This window comes from Pseudomonas putida (genome assembly GCA_041879295.1).
In the GTDB taxonomy this organism is placed as follows: Bacteria; Pseudomonadota; Gammaproteobacteria; order Pseudomonadales; family Pseudomonadaceae; genus Aquipseudomonas; species Aquipseudomonas putida_Y.
In genome coordinates this window covers 648,063-673,366 of sequence record CP047152.1, presented here as the reverse complement: position 1 = coordinate 673,366, position 25,304 = coordinate 648,063, and the positions used below count along the sequence as shown (strand labels likewise).

Here is a 25,304-nt window from a genome sequence, read left to right as displayed (position 1 = left end):
TCCAGCTCGATCAGCATGTGGTCAGTTTCCGCAGCGAGGCTGAGGCGCGCGCCTTCGTCGCCACGCTGGAAACCCGGCTGCAGGCACCTCACCCGCTCATGCGGGAGCCTTGGCCTGCAAACGCCGGGTCAACAGCGCAACACTGACCACCAGCGCCCCGCACAGGCTGATCACGATTGCCATGGGCACCGCACTGCCATCATGCAGCAGCCCGACCAGCGCCGCAGCACCCGCAGCTACGCTGAACTGCACACAGCCCATCAGTGCCGAGGCGCTGCCGGCACGCGCGCCCTGTCCACTCATGGCGCAGGCCGAAGCATTGGGAATGATGCAACCAAGGCTGGCGATACAGATGAACAGCGGCACCAGTAGCGGCCACAGTTGCGCAGGGCGCAACGCCGCCACGCCCAGCAGCACCAGGCCCGCAACCAGATACAGCCACACCGCACGGCCCAGCAGGAAGGCCGGCCCGCGTTTGGCCAGCAGGCGGGCGTTCACCTGCGCCACCAGAATAAAACCTGCGGCGTTGGTGCCGAACAGCCAGCCGTAGTGCTCAGCGGGCACGCCATACAGTTTGATGAACACGAAAGGTGAACCGGCGATATAGGCGAACATGCCGGCAATGGCGATACCGCCGGTCAGGGCATGTCCGAGGAAAACCCGATCAGCCAGCAGCCGCAGGTACTGGCGCAAGGCGCCAGACAGCGGCTGACGCGGTATATGCTCAGGCAGGCTTTCCGGCAGGCCCAGGCTTACCGCCAACAGGCAGCCGGCACTGAACAAGCTCAGAGCGAGAAAGATCGACTGCCAGCCGGCCAGATTCACCAGCACCCCACCCAGCATCGGTGCCAGGATCGGCGCGAGGCCCATGACCAGCATCAGTTGCGAAAACACTTTGGCTGACGCTACCGGATCGCACTTGTCGCTGACGATGGCCCGCGAAAGCACCATACCGGCACAACCACCCAGTGCCTGGATGAAACGCGCCACCACCAAGGTATCGAGGTTGGGGGCGTAGGCACAGGCCAGTGATGCCAAGGTGAACAGCGTAACGCCGAACATCAGCGGTTTGCGGCGGCCAAAACGGTCGGCAACCGGCCCATAGGCCAGCTGCCCGATAGACAGGCCCAGGAAGTAGGCGGCCAACGTGGCCTGGACGTGTTTTTCATCGGTGGCGAACGCTTGCGCCATGGCCGGGAAGGCTGGCAGGTAGAAGTCGATCGCCAAGGGCCCAAACGCACTGAGTGCGCCCAGGATGAGCACCATTCGCAGGTTCATCAGGAATCCATAGCAGGCTAAGCAAGTGGCTGATTCTACCTGCTGTGGACCCTATCGATGTGAAAACATTTGCAACACTGTTACCCCCGGCGGGAGCAATCAGGTCTTCAGGCGAGTTCGGCCTGATACCCCTCATCCCGAATCGCAGTGAGAATCTGCTCCTGCGCCAACTCGCTCTGCACACGCACCTGTTTGCCCGCCAGATCAACTTCCACCCTGGCTGCAGCATCCTGCTCCTGCACCGCGCGGGTCACGGCTTTCACACAATGGCCGCAGGTCATGCCTTGTACATTGAACACTTGCATAGGGGTTGCCTCCTTCAGGTTTTCCACAAGTCTCAAGCTTGCCATCAGGGCAAGGTCAAGCCCTCCCTGCAACACCCGGGGTGGAAATCCGCGTCCGCGTCGGCCAAGCTGCGCCTTTGACGATCAGGCAAGCAGGAGATTTTTCATGTTCAGGGCAGCATTGGGCGTCGTCGGGCTATTGGGCGCGCTGGCTGTGGTGCCACCGGCCTTCGCCGAGGGCAACTCAGCCTACAGCGTACTGATCATTTCCCGGGAGCGCCTGGAAGTGGCCACCAATTGCGAAATCGGCGTGTACCTCAACGACCAGCTTTCCGGGCGCGTTTTCCAGGAGCAGTCCACCTCGTTCAACCTGCCGCCTGGCCCGGTGGATGTGCGCCTGCGCCTGCTACCTGGGCAAATGCCGGGTTGCGCAGCAGGTATAGAGGACCAGCGCAGCACGCGGTTGAATCTGCAGGCGGGCCAGATCAACAAATACCGCATCGCCATGGGGCAATATGGGCTGGAGTTGAAACGAGCCGACCTGGGCTATTGACCTTGCCTGCGTGGCAAGGTTGATGCTGGAGGCCTGTCCAAGGAGGAGAGCCATGCCCGCATCCACCACATACGACCTGCCGATCTCCGGCATGACCTGCGCCAGCTGTGCTGGCCGGGTCGAGCGCGCCCTGCGCAAGGTCGCCGGCGCTGAACAGGTCAGCGTAAACCTCACCACTGAAAAAGCCCGGGTTGTAGCCCCGCCTGCCAGCCTGCCAGCGTTGGTCGAAGCCGTGCGCGAGGCCGGCTACGGGGTACCAACCCGCACCCTCGAACTGCAGATAGGCGGTATGACCTGCGCCAGTTGTGTCGGCCGCGTAGAGCGCGCCCTGGGCAAAGTGCCGGGGGTCGGGCAGGTCAGCGTCAACTTGGCCAGCGAACGCGCACACCTCGAAGTGCTTGCGGCCCTGGATGACAACCTGCTGATCGACGCTGTGCAAAAAGCAGGCTACAGCGCCAGCCTGCCACAATCGACCAAGGACGACCAAAGCGCTGTCCAGCGACGCCTGCGCAACGAGCGCCTGGCAGTTGGTGCAGCCTTGCTGTTGGCCCTGCCGCTGGTATTACCCATGCTGGTACAACCGTTCGGCTTGCACTGGATGCTACCCGCCTGGGCGCAGTTCCTGCTGGCCACCCCCGTGCAGTTCATTCTCGGTGCCCGCTTCTACATTGCAGCCTGGAAGGCCGTGCGCGCCGGTGCCGGCAACATGGACCTGCTGGTAGCCCTGGGCACCAGCGCTGGCTATGGCCTGAGCCTGTACCAATGGGCACAGGCTCCCGCCGGCATGGCCCCGCACCTGTACTTCGAAGCCTCGGCCGTGGTGATTGCCCTGGTATTGCTGGGCAAGTACCTGGAAAGCCGCGCCAAGCGCCAGACCGCCAGTGCCATCCGCGCCCTCGAAGCCCTGCGCCCGGAACGCGCCGTGCGTGTGGTCGACGGCCTGGAGGAGGACGTGGCGATCGCCCAGTTGCGCTTGGGCGACCTGGTACTGGTCAAGCCCGGCGAGCGCTTCCCGGTCGACGGCGTGGTCGAAGACGGCAGCAGCCACGCCGATGAGGCCCTGATCAGCGGCGAGAGCCTGCCAGTGCCCAAGCAACCCGGCGACAGCGTCACCGGTGGCGCCATCAATGGCGAAGGCCGGCTGCTGGTGCGTACCCAGGCGCTGGGCACCGAGACCGTGCTGGCGCGCATCATCCGCCTGGTGGAAGACGCACAGGCCGCCAAAGCGCCGATCCAGAAGCTGGTCGACCGTGTCAGCCAGGTGTTCGTCCCCGCTGTGCTGGTACTGGCCCTGATCACCCTGATTGGCTGGTGGCTGGCGGGGACACCGCTGGAAACCGCGCTGATCAACGCCGTCGCCGTGCTGGTCATTGCCTGTCCCTGCGCCCTCGGCCTGGCCACGCCCGCCGCGATCATGGCCGGCACCGGGGTCGCCGCCCGCCACGGCATCCTGATCAAGGATGCCGAAGCCCTGGAGCGTGCCCATGCGGTCAACCGCGTCGTGTTCGACAAAACCGGCACCCTCACCTCCGGCAGCCCGCGGGTGGTTCACAGTCAGGCGCTGGACGGCAACAGTGCCGACCTGCACCGCCTGGCCGGCGCCCTGCAACGCGGGAGTGAACACCTGCTGGCCAAGGCGGTGCTGGTGGCCTGTGCAGAGCAAGGGCTGGACGTGCCAACCGTTGCCGACAGCCAGTCGCTGACCGGGCGCGGCATTGCCGGTCGCGTTGAAGGCCGTGAACTGGCGCTGGGCAACCGCCGACTGCTTGACGAAAGCGGCCTGCAGCCCGGCGAATTGGCCGCCCAGGCCCAGGCCTGGGAAGCCGAAGGACGCACACTGTCGTGGTTGATCGAACGCGGTACGCAAGCAAGAGTGGTGGGCCTGTTCGCCTTTGGTGACAGCCTCAAGCCCGGCGCCGCGCAGGCCATCGCCACCCTGCACGCCCAACACATCAGCAGCCACCTGCTGACCGGTGACAACCGTGGCAGCGCCAGAGTGGTTGCCGAGGCCCTGGGCATCGACGATGTGCATGCCGAAGTGCTACCGGCCGACAAGGCCGCAACCGTGACCGCGCTCAGGCAGGATGGTGTGGTCGCCATGGTTGGCGATGGCATCAACGATGCACCGGCGTTGGCCGCGGCCGACATCGGCATTGCCATGGGTGGCGGTACCGACGTGGCCATGCAGGCCGCCGGCATCACCCTGATGCGTGGCGACCCGCGCCTGGTGCCCGCCGCGCTGGAAATCAGCCGCAAGACCTACGCGAAGATCCGCCAGAACCTGTTCTGGGCATTCATCTACAACCTGATCGGCATCCCGCTGGCCGCGCTGGGTTACCTCAACCCGGTACTGGCGGGTGCCGCCATGGCCATGTCCAGCGTCAGCGTCGTCAGCAACGCACTGTGGCTCAAAACGTGGAAACCCACCAGCAGTACACAGGAGGCGCCATGAATATCGGTCAGGCCGCCCGCCGCAGCGGGCTCAGCACCAAGATGATCCGATACTACGAATCCATCGGCCTGCTCAAACCGGCCACACGCAGCGACAGCGGCTACCGGCTGTACCAGGCGGAGGACTTGCACAACCTGGCCTTCATCAAACGCTCCCGCGATCTGGGCTTTTCCCTTGAGGAGGTCGGCAAGTTACTGACCTTGTGGCAGGACCGCCAACGTGCGAGCGCCGATGTGAAGGCGCTGGCCATGCAGCACATCGATGAACTGAACCGGCGCATCGAGGAACTGGTGAGCCTGCGCGACACCCTCGGCGAACTGGTTTCGCATTGCCAGGGCGACGATCGCCCGGACTGCCCGATCCTCAAAGACCTGGCCAATGGCGCTCCTGGCAACTGCTGTCACTGAACTGCCACGAGCTTTTGGTATGCCATAAATGTCCAAACACGACCGAATAGTCACCAACCACGACTTTATCCAATAAATACAGGCGTTTTGGCTTCATTAAACCCGGATGCTGCCGATGTAGTTGCTACCTGCCTCGTGTGTCAAAAATAAAAGTTCCGGGAGCGTCGATGAACATCAAACAGAAACTGACCTGGGCATTCGCGGTCATCGCCGGCTTGCCCATCGTTCTCGTGGCCACCTTGGTGGTCATCAACCTGCGCGGCGAAGCCCGCGATGGATTCCTCGACAGCAGCAGCCGGGAAATCCGCCAGGTCAGCAACGCGATGAACATCTTCTTCCAGGGGATCAACCAGAACGTCGAGTACATGGCTTCCCAGCCAATGGTCGCCGCCACGGGTAGCGAGCTGAACAAATACATGAGCGCAACCCCGTCCTACGAACTGGGCGAGCAGGCCAGCAAAATACTCGACTTCATGACCCGCCTGGCCAACTCACATCCCGCCTACGCCTACCTGTCCTACGGGGTGAGTGACGGCGGCTACACTGGGTGGCCGGCCGGCCAGAAGTTTGTCAATTATGACCCACGCACGCGCCCCTGGTACCAACTTGCCATGGCCAACCCTGGCAAGACGTTGCGCACCGGCGCCTACTACTGGGCCGCCGACGATGCGGTGCTGGTCAGCACCGTGCGCACCGTGGCCAACCAGCTGGGCAACCCCGGCGGCGTGGTCAACATCGACGTGTCGCTCAAAGGCCTGACCGAGATCGTCAAGCAGATCAAACTGGGCGAAAGCGGCTACCTGATGCTGGTGGAAAGCAACGGCAACGTGATGGTCGACCCACGCGACGCCGCCCACAACTTCAAGCAGCTGGGAAGCTTTGGCGACGGTTACGCCAAGCTGGCCAAAGCCGGCAAAGGCCTGGTCGAGGTCGAACTCAATGGCGTGCACTACATGGCCAACGTCTACCCCGACCAGCAACTGGGCTGGACCTTCATCGGCCTGATCGAACAAAGCGAAGTGATGCAGACCACCACCCGGCTCACTTGGCTGATCGGCGTCATCGCTGTCGTGTTGGCCGCACTGTTCGCGGTGGTCGGTGCGGCCTTTGCCAAGCTGATCGTGCGCCCGATCAACAGTGTCACCAATGGCCTGGAAGACATTGCCCAAGGTGAGGGTGACCTGACCCGCAACCTGGAAATCCGCGGCCGCGACGAAACCGCCCAACTGGCCAGCTGGTTCAACCAGTTCCTCGGTGCCATTCGCAGCCTGATCCAGCATATCGGCGCTGCTGCCAGCAAGATCCTCAGCACGTCCAGCAGCTCGACCCGCGTCTCCAGCGACATGGCCGAGGCGGCCGGCCGCCAGCGCGAAGCCGTGGACATGGTATCCACTGCTTTCCACGAAATGGTCGCCACCGCCAATGAAGTGGCACGCTCCTGCAGCCAGGCGGCGCAGTCGGCCGACAGCGGCCAGCAGCAGGCCCGCGAAGGCCAGCAGCAGATCGATGCGGCGGTACACAGCGTTGATCGCCTGAGCCAGGAAATCGAGCAATCGGCGCAGTCGATCCAGCAGCTGGAGCGTGACAGCAACGCCATTCAGTCGATCCTCGGCACCATCCGTTCGATTGCCGAACAAACCAACCTGCTGGCCCTCAACGCCGCCATCGAGGCGGCCCGTGCCGGTGAGCAGGGCCGTGGCTTTGCCGTGGTGGCCGACGAAGTGCGGGCGCTGGCCAAGCGTACTGCCGACTCCACCGCCGAAATCGACGGTTTGCTGGGCAACCTGGCCAGCCGTACCGCCGAAGTGGCCGAGCAGATGCACGCCAGCCTGGAAGTTTCGCAGCAGTCGGTGAGCCGTATTGGCCTGGCCCGCGACAGCTTTGGGCAGATCCGTGAGTCGGTGGACGTCATCCGCGACATGAATACCCAAATTGCTACGGCGGCCGAAGAACAGCATCAGGTGGCCGAGGACATCAACCGGCACATCAGCCAGATTCACGGGGATGCGCAGTTGGTGGCCGAGCTGGCCCAGGCAGCGCGCCAGGACTCCGAGAGCCTGGCCGGGCTGTCCAATGAGCTGGATACGCTGGTGCGCAGGTTCCGCACCTGATGTATGTGCCTGTGCCGGCCCTTTCGCGGCTAACCCCGCGAAAGGGCCGGCACAGGCCACCGAAAATCAGAGCTTCAATTCCCCCGGTGTCGCGCCAAACAGCTGCTTGAACGCCGCAATGTAGGCCGACGTGGAGTCATACCCACACCCCAGCGCCGCCTCGGTCACATTCTCCCCCGCCTCCAGCAACGCCAGCGAAGACAACAGCCGCATGCGCTGGCGCCAATTACGAAAGCTCAACCCGGTTTCCCGTTGAAACAGCCGCATCAGCGTCTTCTCCGAACACCCCAGCTCCCGCGCCCATTGCTGCAAGGTCTGCGACTGATCTGGTGCAGCGATCAAGCCATTGCACAGCGCCAGCAAACCAGGGTGGCGGGGCAACGGCAGCGAAAAACCGACTTCCGGCAAGGTGCGCAACTGGTCGAGCAGCACCGCCACCAGACGCGCCTCGGCGCTGTCGTCTTCTGGGTAATCCGCCGGGAACAGGCAGAACTGCTTGATCAGCTCGCGCGCCAGCGGCGTCACTTCCAACACCCGGCATTGTTCCGGCGCCCATGGGCAGGCATCGCGGCGCACATACAGGCTGCGCATCTCGGCTTGCATCGAGGTGACCACTTCATGCTCGGCATCAGCAGGGATCCATACCCCCCACTGCGGAGGGGCAAAGTAACTGCCGTCGCGTGTGTACACGCCGAGTACGCCGCTGATGGCATAGGAGAACTGTACCCAGTCGTGCTGGTGGCGAGTGGTCCAGGAGCCGGCGCCAAGGCTTTCGGCACGGGCGTAGAGCGGTCTGGGCAGGTGTTCCAGCGCGGGGATGGCGCGGGGGTGTCCGATGATCGGCATGGTTTCTTCTTTTAGTTCTGACCAGACAAGCCTAACAGCTGGATCATGATCAAGGCACTCGCCGCCTCTGCAGTTACCCTGGAGGGGCTTCAGCGCTCGACGATAACGGTCACCCCCTGCCCGCCTGCCGCACAGATCGAAATCAGCCCGCGCCCCTTACCCGCCGTCGCCAGCAGCTTGGCCAGGCTGGCCAATATCCGCCCACCGGTTGCCGCAAACGGGTGCCCGGCCGCCAGCGAACTGCCCTTGACATTGAGTTTGCTGCGGTCGATCGCGCCAAGCGGCGCCTCCAGGCCCAACCGTTCACGGCAGTAATCGGCATCCTCCCAGGCCTTGAGCGTGCACAGCACCTGGGCAGCAAAGGCTTCGTGGATTTCGTAATAGTCAAAGTCCTGCAGCGTCAGGCCATTGCGTGCCAGCAAGCGTGGCACGGCATACACCGGCGCCATCAATAACCCTTCGCGCCCCGTGACAAAATCCACCGCAGCGGTTTCGCCATCGACCAGATAGGCAAGCACCTGCAACCCCTGCTGCTGCGCCCACGCCTCGCTGCCCAACAGCACCAGCGAAGCACCATCGGTCAACGGCGTGGAATTACCCGCCGTCAATGTGCCTTGTCCGCTGCGGTCAAAGGCTGGTTTGAGCCTGGCCAACTGCTCAAGGCTCAGGTCGGGGCGCAGGTTGTTGTCCTGTGTCAGCGAAAGAAACGGCGTCAACAGGTCGTCCTGCCAACCCTCGGCATAGGCCGCAGCCAGCTTCTGGTGACTGAGCAGCGCCAGTTCGTCCTGCTCGGCGCGGCCAACGCGCCAGGTGTGGGCCATGCGTTCGCAATGCTCGCCCATCGACAACCCCGTACGCGGCTCGCTATTGCGTGGCAGCTCGGGTTTCAGGTGATGAGGCCGCAGCTTGAGAAAGGGCTTTAACCGATCGCCAAGGCTTTTGCCACGGTTGGCCTGCAGCATTATATGGCGCAAGCCTTCGTTGACGGCGATGGGCGCATCGGAGGTGCTATCGACACCGCCAGCAATACCGCAGTCGATCTGCCCCAGGGCAATCTTGTTGGCCACCAGCAGCGCAGCCTCCAGCCCGGTACCGCAGGCCTGCTGAATGTCATAGGCCGGGGTCTGCGGTGACAGGCGCGAACCCAACACGCACTCGCGGGTCAGGTTCATGTCGCGCGAGTGCTTGAGCACGGCACCGGCCACCACCTCGCCCAACCGCAGCCCGTGCAGGCAATAGCGTTCGATCAAGCCTTCAAGCGCGGCCGTGAGCATCGCCTGGTTGCTGGCCGTGGCGTAGGCGCCATTGGAGCGGGCGAAGGGGATCCGGTTGCCGCCCAGGATCGCGACCCGGCGAGTTGAACGCATGCGCTGGTTCCTCCTGAAACAATTTGATCGGTACAGCCTAGGTGTTTTTACCGCATTCGAACGACCCTGCCGCAAAGTTGGTCCACACTTTCAAGCTTGCCTTTCGGGAGACCCCTCATGAGCGATCGCTACCTCGGTTTTGCCAACTCCAATCTCGGCCGCCGCCTCGTGGATGCCATTGGCCTGCCACGCCCGGCGCCACTGGAGCGCTGGCAGGCTGGCCGCCTGCGCCCGGTAGAAGGTGCCCTGATACTGGGTGGCGGGCCACTGGCGAAGCAGGTCGAAGCCATCGCCCCGCGCCTCACTGACGAGGTATACAGCTTCAATGCCGACAACCTGCAGGCTGAAGCCTGGGTGGCCGGCCTGGGGCCGAAAATCAAGGCCGTGGTATTCGATGCCAGTCACTTGTCCGACAGCGATGCACTGAAGCAGTTGCGTGAATTTTTCCAGCCGCTGCTACGCAGTCTGGCCCCATGCGCCCATGTACTGGTGCTGGGCCGTGCACCGGAAGGCCTCGACAACCCACTGGCCAGCGTTGCACAGCGTGCCCTTGAGGGCTTCAGCCGCTCACTGGCCAAGGAACTGCGCAACGGCGCCACTGCCCAGCTGTTGTATGTCGCCCCCGGTGCCGAAGATCAGCTGGAAGGCGCCCTGCGCTTCTTCCTCTCGCCAAAGAGTGCCTTCATCTCTGGCCAGGTTCTGCGCCTGCAAGCCTGCACCAGCCAGGTGGAAGACTGGACCCGCCCACTGGGCGGTCGCCGTGCGCTGGTCACGGGGGCTGCGCGCGGTATCGGCGCCGCCATTGCGGAAACCTTGGCACGGGACGGCGCCGATGTACTGCTGCTGGATGTACCGCAGGCCAGCCAGGACCTAGACGCCCTCGCTGCACGCCTCGGCGGCAAGGCACTGCCACTGGATATATGCGCTGGCGATGCGGCAACGCAACTGCTCGCGGCCCTGCCCGACGGCATCGATATTGTGGTGCACAACGCCGGTATCACTCGCGACAAGACGCTGGCCAACATGACTCCGGAATACTGGGACGCCGTGCTGGCCGTGAACCTCAAGGCACCGCAGGTGCTCACCCAGGCGCTGTATGACAATGGCGCGCTGGGGGAAAACGCGCGCATCACCCTGCTGGCCTCGGTCAGCGGCATTGCCGGCAACCGCGGGCAGGCCAACTATGCCGCGAGCAAGGCCGGGCTGATTGGCCTGGCCCAGGCCTGGGCGCCACGGCTCGCCGAGCGCGGTGGCAGCATCAACGCCATCGCTCCCGGTTTCATCGAAACCCACATGACTGCAGCCATGCCCATGGGCCTGCGCGAGGCAGGGCGGCGCTTGAGTTCGTTGGGCCAGGGTGGGCGCCCGCAGGACGTCGCCGAAGCCATTGCGTGGCTCAGCCAGCCAGGCTCCGGGTCGGTCAACGGCCAGGTGTTGCGGGTGTGCGGTCAGGCACTGATGGGAGCTTGAGCATGAGCCGACAATGGCACGATCTGCACAACCCGGCCGCCCGCGCCAGCCTGTACCTGCGCGCAGCCAGCAAACGCACCATCAGCGGCGACCGGCTGCCGGACGATGGCCTGCGCTGTTTCATTCGGGTTCAGCCGGGCAACCTGGGGGCGTATCGAAGGCTTTGCCACTTTCCCGATGATGGTCGCCTGCCGGGGACTTATCCACATGTGATGGCGTTTGCCCTGCAATTGCAGTTGATGACTGCCGATGATTTCCCCTTTCCACTGCTTGGCCTGGTACACCTGCACAACCGCATCGAAGTGCTGCGCCCCCTTGGTGCTGTCGAAGGGCTACGTTTTGCGGTGCACGCGCACAACCTGCAGCGCCATGCCAAAGGTGGCACCTTCGACCTGGTCACCGAGGCTGAAGATGGCATCGGCCTGCTCTGGCGCGAGACCAGCCGCATGTTGGTGCGTGGCTTGACGCTGGAAGGCGAGGCAAGTGAGACCGCCGACACTGAGCCTGTTCCATTGCCCGAGGCCACCCGCTGGTATGCCGACAGTGATATCGGCCGGCGTTATGCCAAGGTGTGCGGGGATTACAACCCTATCCACCTCAGCGCGGTCAGTGCGCGGTTGTTCGGCTTCCCAAGGGCCATTGCCCATGGCATGTGGACCAAGGCCATGGCCTTGGCCGCGCTGCGCGGGCACCTGCCGCACAGTGGCTATGCCTTTGAGGTGGACTTCCGCAAGCCGGTAAGGTTGCCTTCGGAGGTGGTGCTCAGTGCCAGTGAAGCGGGCCCTTCGGGCCAACTGCGCCTGGATGGGCACGGGGGCGTGCTGCATATGGTCGGCCGTTGGGAGTGCCTGTAGGCCGGGCCTGTCCTGGCGGCATACGCTTGCTTTGCATCGGGCCTGGGCAGAAGCTATGCAGCAATAGGAGACCCCCGATGAACCTGCAAGAAATCACCCAACGCCTGCATCAGATCCGCGATACCAACGACTGGCGCGGCTTCCACAGCCCGAAGAACCTGGCCATGGCCGCCAGCGTCGAAATGGCCGAGCTGGTAGAAATCTTCCAGTGGCTGAGCGAGGACGAATCGCGCCAACTGCCTGCCGACAAACTGGCCCACGCCGGCCAGGAAATCGGTGACGTGGTGCTCTACCTGTTGCTGCTGTGCAGCGAACTGGGTCTGGACATGGACCAAGTGGTGCGTGCCAAGCTGGCCGACAGCGAGAGGCGCTTCGCCCGATGAACGATCGTCATTTCGATGAGCTGGCCACCCGCTTTGCCGAAAAGATCTATGGCGGCGCCAAGGGCGCGATCCGCCTGGCGGTGTTGCAGGCCGACCTGGCCGAAGCGCTACCCGACCGCCCGCTACGCATCCTCGACATCGGCGCCGGGTTGGGCCACATGGCCTTGTGGCTGGCCGAGCGCGGCCACCAGCTGACCCTGGCCGAACCCGCGGCGCCCATGCTCGACGGCGCCAGAGCGCGCTTTGCCGAAGCCGGCCAGACCGCCACTTTCATCCAGGCGCCCTGGCAAGACCTGCTCGGCCAACTGACCGAGCGCTACGACCTGGTGCTCTGCCACGCCGTACTCGAATGGCTGGCCGAACCCGAGAGCATCCTGCCGGTGCTGCACCAGCTCACGGCCCCCGGCGGTTGGTTATCGCTGGCCTTCTACAACCGCGACGCCCTGGTCTATCGCAACCTGCTCAAGGGCCATTTCCGCAAGTTGCGCAGCAACCGGCTGGAAGGTGAAAAGCAGAGCCTGACCCCACAGAAACCGCTTGATCCACGCGAACTCAAGGCGCAACTTGAGCCTATGTGGCAGGTTGAAAGCGAAAGCGGCGTGCGGGTGTTTCACGACTATATGCCCAAGGAATTCCAGGGCAAGGCCGAGCTGCTCGACCTGCTGGAAATGGAACTGGCCCACCGTCGCCACCCCAGCTTCGCCGGGCTTGGCCGCTACCTGCACTGGGTTTGCCGCCCCCGCTAATCCGCCGCGCCGGGAGGAACACATGCCGTACCGTTTGTTGTGCCTGGCCTTGCTGCCCATTGCCCTGGCTGGCTGCCAGGGCAGCAACCCGTATGTGGCCAGCAGCCGCCCGTTACCACCGGCCCCTGCCCAGGCGGCCACCACCTTCGACGCCAGTGCCTACCCAGCGCCCGTTCGCGATTACGGGCACTACCGCAGCTGGAGCTGGCGCAACGGGCAGTTGCCCAGCGGCGCTGTAGGTGCCGACCCGGCGCAACTGGCCGATGCGGTGAGCGGCGCGCTCGATCAGCATGGCCTGCGCCCCTCTCGCGCAGGCCCTGGCGATTTGCTGGTAAGCGCCGGTATACGCCTGGAAAAACGCTTGCGCCAGGTGCGTGACTACGACAGCTACGACCCCTACTACGGGCCGTACCCTTATGGTGGTGTGGGCTATGGCGGCTATCACCATGGTTATGGGGGCTATGCCAGCGTGCCCATCGTGCGTACCTACGAGGTCGAAGTCCTGGTGGTGCGCATCGACCTGTACGACGCCCGCAGCGGCCAGCCGGTCTGGAGCGCCAGCGCCGAAAGCAGCAGCAACAAGGACTCGCCCCGCGAGCGCGAAAGTGCCTTGCGCGATTCTGTGCACAAGGCGCTCAGCGGCTATCCTCCCAGTTAATAGCTAACGGAGAACCATCATGTTGCGCCGTCTCGTTCTACTGTCATTCGCGTTGTTGCTCGCTGCCTGCTCAAGCAACAACGTCCAGCAGGATTTCGATGCCAGCCGCGATTTTGCCGCCTACCGTAGCTGGGCATGGCAGGAGCCGGGCCTGCAGTACCGCCCGGATGACCCACGGATCAAGAGCGACCTTACCGAGCAGCGCATTCGCCAGGCGGTGGCAGACCAACTCGACCAGCGCGGCCTGCGTCCTGTACAAGGCGGAGCGCGGCCGGACCTGACCGTACGCACGTACCTGATCGTGGAACAGCGCCAACAACAGATCACCACCAACTACGGCGGTGGCTGGGGTGGCTACTGGGGCGGCTACTGGGGTGGCCCGATGTACAACGAAACCCGCAGTGTCGACTACAAGGTCGCCACCATTCAGGTCGACCTGTTCGATGGGCGTGACGGCAAGCTGGTATGGCGCGGCAGTGCCGAGCAGATCATGAACAACTACCCGCCAAGCCCAGAAGAACGTAACAGCGCTATCCAGAATACCGTGGCCAAGGTGCTGGGCAACTACCCACCGGGGAGCAAAAAATAGCGCTAGAACGCGGCTTTTGCATACGCCGTGGCACTGTGGGAGCGGGTGCACCCGCGCCCACAGAGATCGCGATTCCAAGTACGACTGCAACCCCTGCCAGGCCTGTGTCAACTGCGACAAAATCCGTTTCGACAGCGCCTTTTTCTATTGCCAACTGCACTCCCCCGCATGTTCCCGTCTATCTTCATTTAAGGAAACCTGACTGACCGGGTAGATGTGTTCAACATTTGGGAAGGGCGACCTGCCAATGCAAAGCATTGTTCTCCTGCTGTGGCTTGCCTTGTGCTCCGAACAGGATGTGCGTCAACGCCAGATCTCCAACGTGCTGACCCTGGGGGTGGCGAGCTGCGCCCTGGCCTGGTTGTTCAGCACTGGTCACAGCTGGATAGGCGCCGATGCCAGCGATGCCGGCTGGGCGCTGGCCATCGTCATGCTGCTGACCTTGCCAGGCTACATGCTCGGCCGCTTCGGTGCCGACGACGTCAAGCTGATGGGCGCCCTGGCCCTGGCCACCAGCCCGCAGTATGTGCTCGGCACCTTCATTGGCGCGGGCGTCAGTGTGCTGGTCTGGCTACTGACACGCCGGCGTCTGTGGACGCTGCTCAACCCCAAAGTGAAAAAACGTTTGCAGGAACTGACCGAGGAAATGGGTGATAAGCAGGCATTTGTCCCCTATGTGTTATCAGGTTTTCTTCTGACGGCCGTATGGATCCAATAAGCCTTCCAGTGGTCCGATGACTTGTACACACCTTGTACATTGTCGCCTGGTGCGACTACTTTTAAGCTGCCAGAGCGTCTGGCATGGGAGCAGGGCCGTATAAGAACAGGGAGTTGATCGTGTCCAGATCAGTGAGTGAAGTGAAGGTGTTGGTGGTTGATGACCAACCGGTCATTGTCGAGCAACTGAGTGAATTCCTCGAAACCAAGGGCTATGCCTGCGTTACAGCCCTCTCAACCGACGAAGCCATCGAGCACTATGTGGCAGACCCGACTATTGGCTTGCTCATCTGTGACCTGCACATGCCCGATCGGGATGGCATCGAGCTGGTACGCGCATTGAAGGAGATCAACGGTAGCCAGCGTATGTTCGAAGCCATCATGTTGACTGGGCGTGCCGAGAAGCAGGACTTGATCCGGGCGCTACGCGAAGGTTTCGCCGATTACTACCAGAAGCCAATGGACCTCGATGAACTGCTGGAAGGCGTCCGCCGGCAGGAAGAGGCCTTGCTGGAGCGCCAGCGCAACATTCGCGATCTGGGTGGCTTGAACCAGCGCTTGCAGGAACTGGCCGAGTCGGTGGACGAACTGTATCAGGACCTGGAAAAAGCCCGTGGCCAAGGTGCCCACCGGCGTGCCAGTGATGCAGAAGAAAGCGAAAGCGAGCTACCGGCAGCGTTCGAGAAACTGTCACCACGCCAGCTGGAAGTGGCGCGCCTGGTAGGCAAGGGCAAGACCAATTACCAGATCGCCTGCGAACTGGGCATTACCGAAAACACCGTGAAGCTCTATGTGTCTCAGGTATTGCGTTTGACGCATATGCACAACCGCACCCAACTGGCTCTTGCGCTGACCCCCAGCTCGTCGCCCGTGCACCAGCGGTTCACGACCCATTGAGTGAAGGCGCGGCCCACCATTTTGGAGCAGCCTTGCGCTGCGAAACGCTGCTCCGGCAAGCCCATATTTGCCTGCTACAACTGGATTGCCAGGTTCAATGTCAGCCGAGGCCCACGTTCCAGGCTATCCAGCGCCACATCCGCCAACGGCTTGGCCACCTCCAGCGCCACATTGAACATATGCCCAACCCCTAACCGCACACCCAGCGCCACCGAAGCCAGATGGGCGTCCTCCACCGGTCCCCGGTTATGCCAGGCCTGTGCGGTATCCACCACCGCATAGGGCTGAACCCGCGCAAGCCAGCTACTGCGCACGCTGTAGTTGAGCTCGTAAGCCACTCCCCAGCCCTTGTCACCGTCCGCCTGATCGCGCGGGTAACCGCGCCCGAAATTCTGCCCGCCAAACCCCGCACGCTCGCTGTCAGGCAATCGATCATCACTCCAGTACAACGCCCCGGACACCACCCCCTGCCAGTTATCCAACAGCCTGTCGCTCTGCAAACCGGAAAGCCGCAAGCGCAGTAAATCGAGATCGTAGTCAGCATCGCTGCGTGCTCCCAGGTAGTCCAGGCCCTGATAGACCCCGGCACTGACGATACGCAAACGCCCCTGCTCCACCTTGCGCCAGTCACCTTCGAATGCCAGCGCCCGCACATAGGTGTCGTACTTGCGAGACGGTGGCTGTTCGGCCATCCGGTCTTCACCATGCTCACTGACTGAATACACGTGGCCCTGCACCGCCAGCCACTCATTGGGCCTTACAACCACCGGCTGACGCAGGCCGATCGCATAGCGCTCACTGTCGTGCTTGCGGGTGATATCGCGGCCATCGTCCAAACGTATGCGCGTGCCGGGCTCGCTGCGGTAGCGCGACGCCGACAGCAGCAGTTGGCTTCCGGCGGCGTCCAGGTACTGGCTGTAATCGAGACGCTGGTAGTAGACCCGGTCATTGCCAGGGGGCAGCAGCCAGCTGGCCGTTACGCGTTCGCCATGGCGGGTCTGGGCATTGCTGGCTACGGTGATCAGGGCCTGTGCAGCATCACGGCTGGAGTCGGCCACGGTCACAGCGGCGCTGAGTGGCTTGCGCCGTGCATGCACGGTCAGCTGGGCGACACCATCGGCAGCCCGCGCCATTGCCAATTCGGCCTCTACCACGACCCCTGGCATGCGCGTAGCCAGGCCCAGATAGCGCTCCAGCGTTTCGCGGGTCAGTGGGCGCTCGGCCTCAATGCGCGCCAGCAACTGCTGCAAATACTCATTGGCCGATCCGATATCGCCGTCCACGTGGTAATCACGTACGTAACCTTCGACCAGCACCACATTGACCCTGCCATCGGCCACATCCTGAGGCGGCAGGTAGGCATACGACAACAAGTAGCCCTCCTGCCGGTAGCGTTGGGTCAGGCGCTGGGTGTATTGCTGCAATTCACCCAACGTGGTTTCGTGCCCGATCAGCGGCTGATAGTGTTCGCGCAGGTCGCCCAAGGGGAACACCGTGCCGCCCTCGAAGCGCACTTTATGCAGCACCAGCCGGGTGTTGGCCGGGGCCCAGCTGGGATTGTCGATAGCCGCCCCGGCCAGCCGTATGCGGGGGTTCACAGGGGAGTAGTCCGTCATCGGCAGGTTGGCGCTGGGCAGACGCCGCTCGTACTCATGGCTGTCGAGAAACCCCGGCAACGGGTCGGCATGGGCAGCAAGTGCCCAAAGCAGCAACATCAGGGGCACGACCAGAGGACGCATAGGGCACTCCATGTTCCCATGGGTTGCGGGGCACCAGCCGGCCACACCCGTCACTTGCAAGCGTAGGTGCTGGCCCGGCTGCCGTCGAACATCTACTCGCTGACCTGGAACGCCACCCGCGCCGTCTGACCGCTTTCGTCCAGCGCGCTGAGTTCAGCCTGCCCGACCTGTGGCAAACGCAGCAACAGGCTGTCCTGCCCTTGGGTTTCACCCAGCGGCTGGCCGTTGAGGAACCACCAGCGCCGTCCACCACCACCCAAGGCAGAGAGCTGCAATTGCAGCGGCTCAGTGCTGGTGGCCGGGCGACGCAGATTGTCGCCTGGGCGCACGCCGACGATCGACAGCGGTGGTGCACTGGCCGGCGCCTGCGGCGGGCAGGCCGGGTCGATGGCCGGCAATCGCGCCAGGCGCCGCTCGACACGGGGTAGCCACGGTTCCAGCGGCGCCGGCCACAGGGCGATGTCACGAGCCCTGGCGCCCGGGCAGCTACCATCGACCCGCAAGCCCTGCTCGTTGACCCACACCTTTTCACGCAAGCCCAGGCCCAGCGGCTGGTCGGCTGCCTGCAAGGTTGGCGGCGTGGTGCCGTCCAGGGTCCATGCAAAGCGCTGACGCCGACAGTTGGTGTCCTGCTTGCTCATCGGCTGGCCCAGCGGCCAACAGATCGCCGCAACACCGATATTCGCAGGTACCCGCTCTACAGGGACGCTGATGCCGCGTTGGCTGTCGCGATTGCTCAACAGATCGTGCACCTGCAACATCAGCGGCGCCGCCGACGCCAGGCCGAACTGCCCGGGTACCGGTGTACCGTCGGGGCGGCCAATCCATACGCCGATCAGGTAGCGCGGCCCCACGCCAATCGACCAGGCATCGCGAAAGCCGTAGCTGGTGCCGGTTTTCCAGGCCAGTTGCGGGCGCTGCACCAGTTCGGCGTGCGGGTCGCGGTCCGGGCGCGCCTGGCCACTGAGGATACGCCGGATGATCCACGCCGCCCCTGGCGACAGCAACCGGTGCTCCACCAAGGGGGCCTGTGGCTGCAGGCGCACCTGCGCACTGTTGCCCCCCCGCGCCAGCGCCGCGTAGCCGCCGACCAGGTCTTCCAGCCGGCTGCCGGCACCGCCCAGGATCAACGACAGGTTGGGCTCGGCAAGGGGCGGCAGTATCAGCGGCATGCCCGCCATGCGCAGTTGCGCGGCAAAGCGTTTCGGGCCGTAGGCTTCCAGCAATTGCACGGCGGGCAGGTTGAGCGACAGGGCCAGCGCCGAGCTGGCCGACACAGGCCCGCTGAAACCCATGGAGAAGTTGCCGGGGCGGTAGTCGCCGTAGCGTCGCGGAACATCCTGCAACAGCGATTCGGAATGGATCAGGCCATCGTCCAGCGCCATGCCGTAGAGAAAAGGCTTGAGGGTGGAGCCGGGCGAACGTAGCGAGCGCACCATGTCGACATGGCCAAAGCGGCGCTCATCAGACAAATCTACCGAGCCCAGGTACGCGCGCACCGCCATGCTCTGCGCTTCAACCACCAGAATGGCGGCCGAAGTACGCTCCGGCAGCCGCGCGCGCCAGCCCAGCAGCAAGTCTTCGAGGCGCCGCTGAAGCGCGGCGTCAAGCGTGGTACGGATCAGCGGCGGGCTGTCAGCGCTGTTCAGGCGCCGGGCCAGTAATGGCGCCAGGGCCGGCTCCTGGCGTGGCGCCAACACCAGCGGCTCCTCGGCCGCCTCGCGAATTTGCTGGGCCGGCCACACCTGGTATTCAGCCAGGCGCTGCAGCACCTTGTCCCGGGCACGCTGGGCACGCTCGGGGTGGCGGTCCGGGCGCAGCCGGCTGGGTGCCTGGGGCAGCACGGCCAGCAGTGCCGCTTCGGCAGGTGTCAGGTGCAGGGGCGACTTGCCCAGGTACGCCCAGCTGGCTGCCGCCACGCCCTGAAGCGTGCCGCCGAAAGGTGCGCGGTTCAGGTAGATCTGCAGGATGTCGCGCTTGGACAAGTGCCATTCCAGCTGCAACGTGCGCCATAGCTGGCGCAGTTTGCCAACCAGGGTACGGTCGTGCGGGTCGAGCAGGCGTGCCACCTGCATCGACAATGTGCTGCCGCCCGACACGACACGCCAGCCGCGCAGGTTCAGCCAGGCCGCGCGGGCCAAGGCCAGCGGGTTGACCCCTGGGTGGTTGTAGAACCAACGGTCCTCGTAAGTCAGCAAGGCCTGCAGGTAAAGCGGCGAAACCTCTTCGGGGCTTACGGGGTAGCGCCACACGCCATCAGCATCAGCAAAGCGCCACAACGGCGTGCCGTCTTCGGCCAGCACTACCCGGGCCAGGTCATCACCCGGCAGCGGCAGCGGCCAGATACGATCAGCCAGCCACAACAGGCCGCCCAGCACCAGCAAACTGATCAATGCAGCACGCAACAACCTGCCCGCACGGCTGCGTGGTCGCGCTAAGCTTGGCATCGGGAACCGACCTGGCCAGGTAATGGCCAAAGGCTTTGGGACGACAACCTCGCCGATTTTTTCATCAGGAAGCAACTATGCATGTAGAAGGTTTTTTCGAGTGGCTGGGCCAGGCACTGGGGTCGTTGATCCGCTTCATCGTCGACGCATTGAGCGGGCTGTTCAACCTGCTGGCCAATGCCGGTGGCAACTTCATCGATGGTCTGTCGCGCACCTTGGGCATGGACACCTCGCTGCTGAGCATCCTGGCCCTGATCATCGGCCTGATGCTGCTGTACTCGGCAATCCGCGCATTCATGCGCGCCTCGATCATCCTCGGGATCATCTGGCTGGTGCTGGGGCTATGGGTGATGAGCTGGGTGATTCACTGAACGCACAATGGCATACCCTTGCAGGAGCAGCACGCGGCTGCTCCTGCAGATAAGCGTGCTGCGTCAGCGGGCTTTCACGGTCATCTCCCCTTGCCCATCCCCCACGGCCTGCAAGTTCGGCCGATACATCGACTCGACCTGCGGCGGCGGCACGCGGTAGGTGCCAGGGGTCACCGCTCGCGCCAGGTACAGCAGGTGGGTGGTGCCATAGCCGTCGAGCTTGAGCGCCGCGACATAACGATCATCACGATACTCCTGATGCACCACGCTGGCGTTCTGCATCGACTCGCGCCACGCCTTCACTGCACTGCTGGCATTGTCCAGGCTGGCGGCGCTTTGAGCCAGGTTCTGGTTTTCCAGCTCCAGGCCTGCCGGCAGCAGGTCCACCACCAGCGCGTCCGGCACGCGGTCCTCAGCTTTCAGCGCCAGGTGCACGAGCACAAGGTCGCCACTGCGCAGGTTGTGCAGGTCCAGCGGCTGGCCATTCATGCCCAGGTACTCTCTGCGAATCTGCAGGCCGTTGCCGCCAGCAGCAGGCGCCTGTCGTGGGTAGCCCGACAGAGTCAGCTGCTGGTACAACGTCTCGCTGCCCTCGTTCTGCACGCTCAGTGGCGAGGCCAGTAACGGGCCTTCCAGCTTCATACCGGCCTCGGCATTGTTCAACTCGCGCACTTCACCGGCGCTGTCCAGGCGTGCCTGCCACTGGCCTTCCGGCTTGCCCAGCAGGCCACGGCCCGCGAGGAACAGTGCATTGCGCTCTTGGGTCGACAGCCAACGGTTGGCCGCCAGTTCATCCGACAACGCGAACAGGCGCTGATCGACCTGGCTGCTGGCCAGGTTGCTTTCCTGCAGCAGTGCCAGGATCAGCGCCTGGTCACGCAGGGCGCTGCCGTAATCGGCCAGCCAGCCTTTGCCACGGCTGATGCCCAGGCCCGCCTGCAAGGCTTGCTCGGCACGCGGTTTGTCGCCCATTTTGTCCAGCGCCACCGCCAGTTGTACCAGCGGCAGACCGGAGCGGGCATCGGCGCGACGTTCGAACAGGCCGCGCAGGGCCCCCAACGGCGCCTGCTGGCTGCGCGACAGCACCAGCGCCGCATAGGCCTGCACGGCAAAGCGCGTGTGGTCGGCATTTTCGCTGTAGTCGACTTCGATCAGGTTGCGTTCCTGCAGGTAACGCAGCAGGCGCTCACTGGCCTTCTTCAGTGCCTCGGCAGGCACGCCGTAACCTTGGTCACGGGCACGCAGCAGGAAGTCGGTAACATAGGCGGTGAGCCAGTACTCTTCTTCGCTGTCCGAACTCCACAGGCCAAAGCTGCCGTTGTAGCGCTGCATCCCCAGCAAGTGCTCGATGCCCATTTCGATCTTGCGCTTGCGCACATCCGCCGGCTCGCCCTTGATGCCCAGGCGCTTGAGGCTGTCGGCATCGGCGTACAGCGAGGGGTACAGGCCACTGGTGGTCTGTTCGAGGCAGCCGTAGGGGTAGGCTTGCAGCGCGCGAATCTGCTCGGCAAGGTTCAGCGGCGGCCGGCTCGACAAGGCCAGGCTGGCTTCCAGGCCAGCGGGTTCGAAGGCGGCCAGGTCTGCTTCGGGCAGGGTCCACGGCTGGTCCTTCAGGGCCACACGGTAGTGCTTGAGCATTGCCGGGTAGGCCGGTCGCACGCCCAGCGTCCACTCACGCTCGAACGCTGTGATCGGCTCGTTCGGCAGTTGCAGGCCAGTCACCCGGACATGCACCTTGCCCTGCCCCAGACCACCCTGGGCCTGCACCGGAATCATCAGCGTCGAGCGCTGCCCTTCGGCCAGGTTAACGCTCTGCACGGCATTGGCCGCCAGGCTCAGTTGCCCATCCGTGGTGATTTCGACGCTCAGTTGCTGAGCGCGGCCGGACAGGTTGGCCAGGTCCAGTGCCAGGCTGGTACGGTCGCCACCGGCCAGGAAGCGCGGGGCCGAAAGCTCGGCAATCAACGGTGCGGCGACCACGGTCTTGCCTTCGGCCATGCCGAAGTGCTCTTCGGTCCAGGCCTGGGCCATCAACCGCAGTTCGCCGTTGAAGTCGGGGATATCGACCGTGGCCTGGCCCTCACCCTTGTCGTCCAGCGTCACCGGCAGGCTCTGTTGGGCGACGATGGTTACCGTAGTGTTGGGTCGCTTGCCCCCCTTGGCCATCGCTGCGTCACCACCGAACGCCAGGCTGGCCAGGCGGCCCTGCCCGGCCTCGATCAATTGGCCGTAGATGTCCAGTTGATCGGCACCATAGGCCTTGCGCCCGAACAGGCTGGCGAACGGGTCGGGGGTTTTGAAATCGGTGATGTTGAGGATGCCCACGTCCACCGCCGACAACAGCACATGCACCTGTTTGGGCACACTGCCATCGGCGTTAGCGGCCTTGATCTTCACCGTCAACGGCTGTTTCGGTCGCATTTTCTCCGGTGCCTGCAGGCTCAGCGCAAGCTTGCGCTCGGCGCGGTCCAGCGGCAGGTGCAGCACGCCCACGGCGCGCTTGGGCGTGGCATTGGCCTTGCGCTCACCAGGGCGGATAACCAACGCGCTGATGTACAGATCGTGGCGGGCCCAGGCCTTGTCCAGTTGCACGTCAAAGGTCTTGCCTTCGGCGGGCACATCGATTTCCTGCCACCACAGCGGGCCATCGCTGGACTCGATCATCAGGTAGCCACTGCCCGCAGCGGGCGGGGTGACGGTGACCTTGGCGGTAGCGCCATCGGCGTAGGAGGGTTTGTCCAGCGCCAGCTTGACCTGGTCCGGTCGCACCGCGCCGCCCTCAGCGTTGTCCTGGGCGCGATAGCCGGCCCAGAAGCGCTCGCTGGATACCAGACCGGTCTGCGGGTCTTCGACCTCGACGCGGTAAGGGCCCCATTCAACCTGGAAGCTGAGCTTGGCAGTGGAACCTGCCTTGACGCTGATCGTCTCTTCGTTCTGGGTCAGGAATTTCTCATTGTAGGCGTAACTCCAGCCGTCACTTTGCGAGTAATTCCAGTAGTAATCGCGGCGTTCGCGAACAAGGCGCACCTTGAGCGCATCGGCCGCCAGTTTGTGACCGTCGCGGTCGGCCAGCAGGAATTCAAATTCCACCGGCCCGTTGCTATCAGTTTCATCACCTTCGAACAGGCCTCGCAGGCCCGGCAGGCGCTCAGCCGGCCAGATAGGCTGCTCCAGGCGCCGGGTGATCGGCCGGCCACCCGACTCCTGCAGGCTGGCCTGCACGGTCAGTTGCAGCGGAGAGCGGGCTTCGGCCCAACGGCTTTCGATATCGACCACCGCCTTGCCGGCCTGGTCAAGGGTGACCTCGTCCAGTTCCAGGTCCTGCTTCAGATCGGTTTCGGTGACCGAACCGAACTGGTAGCCAGGCAACGCCGGTACCGCCTCACGCAGCGGGCGTACATAGGCCTGACCGCTCAGGCGATTGCCGGCGGCCGGGGCGCCATAGAGGTAACGGCCATTGACCTGGATGCGCGCATCTTCATCCGGCGAAAGCGGTTTGCTGCTGCCCTTGAGTTCCAGCGCGAGGCGCTCGGGCAGGAAGTCTTCGACGAGAAATTCATAGACCTGCTTGCGCCCGCCCCCCAGGTCGAGCAGCAGTTGCCAACGGCCCGTCGGGGCCTCGGTGGCCAATTGCAACTGGTACTGGTACAAGCCATTGCTGTCGGCTTCCCAGACGAACTTGCGGCTCACCTGTTCATCCGGGCGACGCACTTCCACGCTCACCGGTTGGGCTTTGACCGGCTTGCCGTCCTGGTCGCGCAGCAAACCGTTGAGCAGCACCGTCTCACCCGGGCGGTACAGGTCGCGCGGGCCGAAGATGAAGAACTGCAGCGGGTTGGCCTGAGGCCCGGTGATGTCGAATTCGGCCAGGTCCAGGGCTGCGGTGTTCAGGCGCAACAACGTGGTATGCACGCCCTGGGTGGCGATCAGGGTATCGGCCTTGGGCGTGATTGGCAGCTGGGCATGCCCCTTGCCATCGGTAGTGGCCTGGGCCAGCAGCTTGCCCTTTTCATCATGGATTTCCAGGTTGACGTCGCTCAACGCTTTGCCGCCTTCCAGGGCTTGAGCAAACACGTCGATGCGGTCGCGGTAGCGGTGGGCCGACACGCCGATGTCGCTAAGGGTGAACAGGGTTGCCGGCTGAGAATAATCGTAGGTACCCGAGGCGCGCATCACGGCCAGGTACACACCTGGCGCCTGCAACGGCTTGATGCCGGCAATTGGCAACAACACGGTCTCACGCGTGTTGCGTGCCGGGTTGAGATCGAAGCGGCCGCTGTAGACCAGCTCGGCCATGTCCAGGGTTTCCTTGGACTGGTAGTAGTACAGGCTGCTGTTGCGCCCCCAGTTGGCCAGGAAAGTCGAGAGCATGTCTGGCTTGACGCGAAAGAACTCGACATCCACCTTGTCGACGTTCAGGGCAATCACCGGCAGGCCTTCGGCCAGACGCGTAGGCAGCAGCGAGCCGCGGCTGGCAAAGCCGATGGTCGGCTGCATGTCGCGGGTTTCCAGGCGGGTGATCGACTCGCTGTCCAGCTGCTTGCCATTGACTGCCAGCAGCCCCTTGTCGACGGTCAGCACCAGCTTGCGCTGCGGCTCCAGGTGGCGCAAGCGCAGCTCCATCTGGTTGTCGGAAAGTTCCCAGGCACCGTCGAGCTTGCCTTTGACGGTGTCGACCAGGTGCACTTTGTTGGTGAAGTCCTGCTTGGCATCCAGCGGTACGGAAAAGCTGATCGACAGCGTTGCCGCGCCATCGAGCTGCACTTCCGATACGTCCAGCACCGTGAGTTCGCGGCCCTCATAGCGCTTGGCGAGCAAAGCCGGGTCCTCACGCTTGGGGGCGGAGGCTTCGGCGGGCGCGGAGGCCACAGACTTCTCGACCGGCGCCGGCTTGCCCGGCGTGGAAGAGTCACAGGCACTGAGCAACGCCAGCGCGCAGGCCAGCAACAATCCTTTGTTGAACATGAGATAGGAACTCTTGGGCAGCGTGTACGTGAGGGCAGCAACTATAGCGCAACGTCGGGTGCAGCACCTGTTGTTGCGCGCCAGGTCAGACCATGGTCGCGCTAAATGGTTGCCTGGTCGGTACACTGTGGCCATTCGTTAAAAGGGGGCCGCGTTGCGCCCCTTCGCGG

At 63.9% G+C, this 25,304-nt stretch carries 20 protein-coding genes; 13 read left to right on the top strand and 7 right to left on the bottom strand.

What is annotated here, in order from left to right; all coding sequences use genetic code 11:
• Positions 1 to 96: 96 nt before the first annotated feature.
• Together GST84_03085 and GST84_03080 are read right to left on the bottom strand one after the other, a co-directional pair.
• On the bottom strand, positions 97 to 1,278 hold the full coding sequence (locus GST84_03085; GenBank protein XGB11402.1) for a Bcr/CflA family efflux MFS transporter: 1,182 nt from the start codon (positions 1,276 to 1,278) through the stop codon (positions 97 to 99).
• Positions 1,279 to 1,385: 107 nt separating this feature from the next.
• The gene (locus GST84_03080; protein ID XGB11401.1) at positions 1,386 to 1,583 is read right to left on the bottom strand and encodes a copper resistance protein CopZ; all 198 of its coding nucleotides are present in this window, start codon (positions 1,581 to 1,583) and stop codon (positions 1,386 to 1,388) included.
• Between the two features lie 145 nt (positions 1,584 to 1,728).
• On the opposite strand from GST84_03080, the gene GST84_03075 reads away from it, so the two are divergent.
• From GST84_03075 to GST84_03060, 4 genes are all read left to right on the top strand, one after another.
• The gene (locus GST84_03075) at positions 1,729 to 2,115 is read left to right on the top strand and encodes a hypothetical protein (GenBank protein ID XGB11400.1); all 387 of its coding nucleotides are present in this window, start codon (positions 1,729 to 1,731) and stop codon (positions 2,113 to 2,115) included.
• A gap of 52 nt (positions 2,116 to 2,167) precedes the next feature.
• Entirely contained in the window at positions 2,168 to 4,567 is a 2,400-nt protein-coding gene (locus tag GST84_03070; protein ID XGB11399.1) for a heavy metal translocating P-type ATPase, read from the top strand.
• A complete protein-coding gene (gene cueR, locus GST84_03065) occupies positions 4,564 to 4,974 on the top strand; it encodes a Cu(I)-responsive transcriptional regulator (GenBank protein ID XGB11398.1) in 411 nt (136 codons plus the stop codon). The genes GST84_03070 and cueR overlap by 4 nt, the downstream gene beginning before the upstream one ends.
• A 167-nt stretch (positions 4,975 to 5,141) precedes the next feature.
• Complete coding sequence (locus tag GST84_03060; protein XGB11397.1) at positions 5,142 to 7,085, top strand: HAMP domain-containing protein; 1,944 nt, start codon at positions 5,142 to 5,144, stop codon at positions 7,083 to 7,085.
• Between the two features lie 66 nt (positions 7,086 to 7,151).
• On the opposite strand, the gene GST84_03055 is transcribed toward GST84_03060, so the two are convergent.
• Positions 7,152 to 7,931, bottom strand: a complete 780-nt coding sequence (locus tag GST84_03055; protein ID XGB11396.1) for a helix-turn-helix domain-containing protein — start codon at positions 7,929 to 7,931, stop codon at positions 7,152 to 7,154.
• A gap of 89 nt (positions 7,932 to 8,020) precedes the next feature.
• The gene (locus GST84_03050) at positions 8,021 to 9,298 is read right to left on the bottom strand and encodes an acetyl-CoA C-acetyltransferase (protein ID XGB11395.1); all 1,278 of its coding nucleotides are present in this window, start codon (positions 9,296 to 9,298) and stop codon (positions 8,021 to 8,023) included.
• Between the two features lie 117 nt (positions 9,299 to 9,415).
• Here GST84_03050 and GST84_03045 point away from each other — a divergent pair, with 117 nt between their 5' ends.
• From GST84_03045 to GST84_03010, 8 genes are all read left to right on the top strand, one after another.
• The gene (locus GST84_03045; GenBank protein ID XGB11394.1) at positions 9,416 to 10,768 is read left to right on the top strand and encodes a 3-oxoacyl-ACP reductase; all 1,353 of its coding nucleotides are present in this window, start codon (positions 9,416 to 9,418) and stop codon (positions 10,766 to 10,768) included.
• A 2-nt stretch (positions 10,769 to 10,770) separates the two neighbouring features.
• Positions 10,771 to 11,622, top strand: a complete 852-nt coding sequence (locus GST84_03040; GenBank protein ID XGB11393.1) for an acyl dehydratase — start codon at positions 10,771 to 10,773, stop codon at positions 11,620 to 11,622.
• A gap of 77 nt (positions 11,623 to 11,699) precedes the next feature.
• Positions 11,700 to 12,005, top strand: a complete 306-nt coding sequence (locus GST84_03035; GenBank protein ID XGB11392.1) for a nucleotide pyrophosphohydrolase — start codon at positions 11,700 to 11,702, stop codon at positions 12,003 to 12,005.
• Positions 12,002 to 12,751 (top strand): methyltransferase domain-containing protein, encoded by a 750-nt coding sequence (locus GST84_03030; GenBank protein XGB11391.1) that lies wholly within the window; start codon positions 12,002 to 12,004, stop codon positions 12,749 to 12,751. The genes GST84_03035 and GST84_03030 overlap by 4 nt, the downstream gene beginning before the upstream one ends.
• A gap of 22 nt (positions 12,752 to 12,773) precedes the next feature.
• A complete protein-coding gene (locus tag GST84_03025; GenBank protein ID XGB11390.1) occupies positions 12,774 to 13,409 on the top strand; it encodes a DUF4136 domain-containing protein in 636 nt (211 codons plus the stop codon).
• Positions 13,410 to 13,428: 19 nt separating this feature from the next.
• Positions 13,429 to 13,998, top strand: a complete 570-nt coding sequence (locus GST84_03020; GenBank protein ID XGB11389.1) for a DUF4136 domain-containing protein — start codon at positions 13,429 to 13,431, stop codon at positions 13,996 to 13,998.
• Between the two features lie 247 nt (positions 13,999 to 14,245).
• Positions 14,246 to 14,716 (top strand): prepilin peptidase, encoded by a 471-nt coding sequence (locus GST84_03015; GenBank protein ID XGB11388.1) that lies wholly within the window; start codon positions 14,246 to 14,248, stop codon positions 14,714 to 14,716.
• A gap of 119 nt (positions 14,717 to 14,835) precedes the next feature.
• Positions 14,836 to 15,612 carry a response regulator gene (locus GST84_03010; GenBank protein XGB11387.1) on the top strand — a complete coding sequence of 259 codons (777 nt, stop codon included), beginning with the start codon at positions 14,836 to 14,838 and terminating at the stop codon, positions 15,610 to 15,612.
• A gap of 74 nt (positions 15,613 to 15,686) precedes the next feature.
• Here GST84_03010 and GST84_03005 read toward each other — a convergent pair whose 3' ends face one another.
• Together GST84_03005 and pbpC are read right to left on the bottom strand one after the other, a co-directional pair.
• Positions 15,687 to 17,351, bottom strand: a complete 1,665-nt coding sequence (locus GST84_03005; protein ID XGB11386.1) for a ShlB/FhaC/HecB family hemolysin secretion/activation protein — start codon at positions 17,349 to 17,351, stop codon at positions 15,687 to 15,689.
• A 92-nt stretch (positions 17,352 to 17,443) separates the two neighbouring features.
• A complete protein-coding gene (gene pbpC / locus GST84_03000; protein ID XGB11385.1) occupies positions 17,444 to 19,798 on the bottom strand; it encodes a peptidoglycan glycosyltransferase PbpC in 2,355 nt (784 codons plus the stop codon).
• Between the two features lie 77 nt (positions 19,799 to 19,875).
• Between pbpC and GST84_02995 the strand changes: the two genes are divergently transcribed.
• A complete protein-coding gene (locus GST84_02995; GenBank protein ID XGB11384.1) occupies positions 19,876 to 20,169 on the top strand; it encodes a hypothetical protein in 294 nt (97 codons plus the stop codon).
• Positions 20,170 to 20,232: 63 nt separating this feature from the next.
• Here GST84_02995 and GST84_02990 read toward each other — a convergent pair whose 3' ends face one another.
• Positions 20,233 to 25,134 (bottom strand): alpha-2-macroglobulin family protein, encoded by a 4,902-nt coding sequence (locus tag GST84_02990; GenBank protein ID XGB11383.1) that lies wholly within the window; start codon positions 25,132 to 25,134, stop codon positions 20,233 to 20,235.
• Positions 25,135 to 25,304 lie beyond the last annotated feature (170 nt).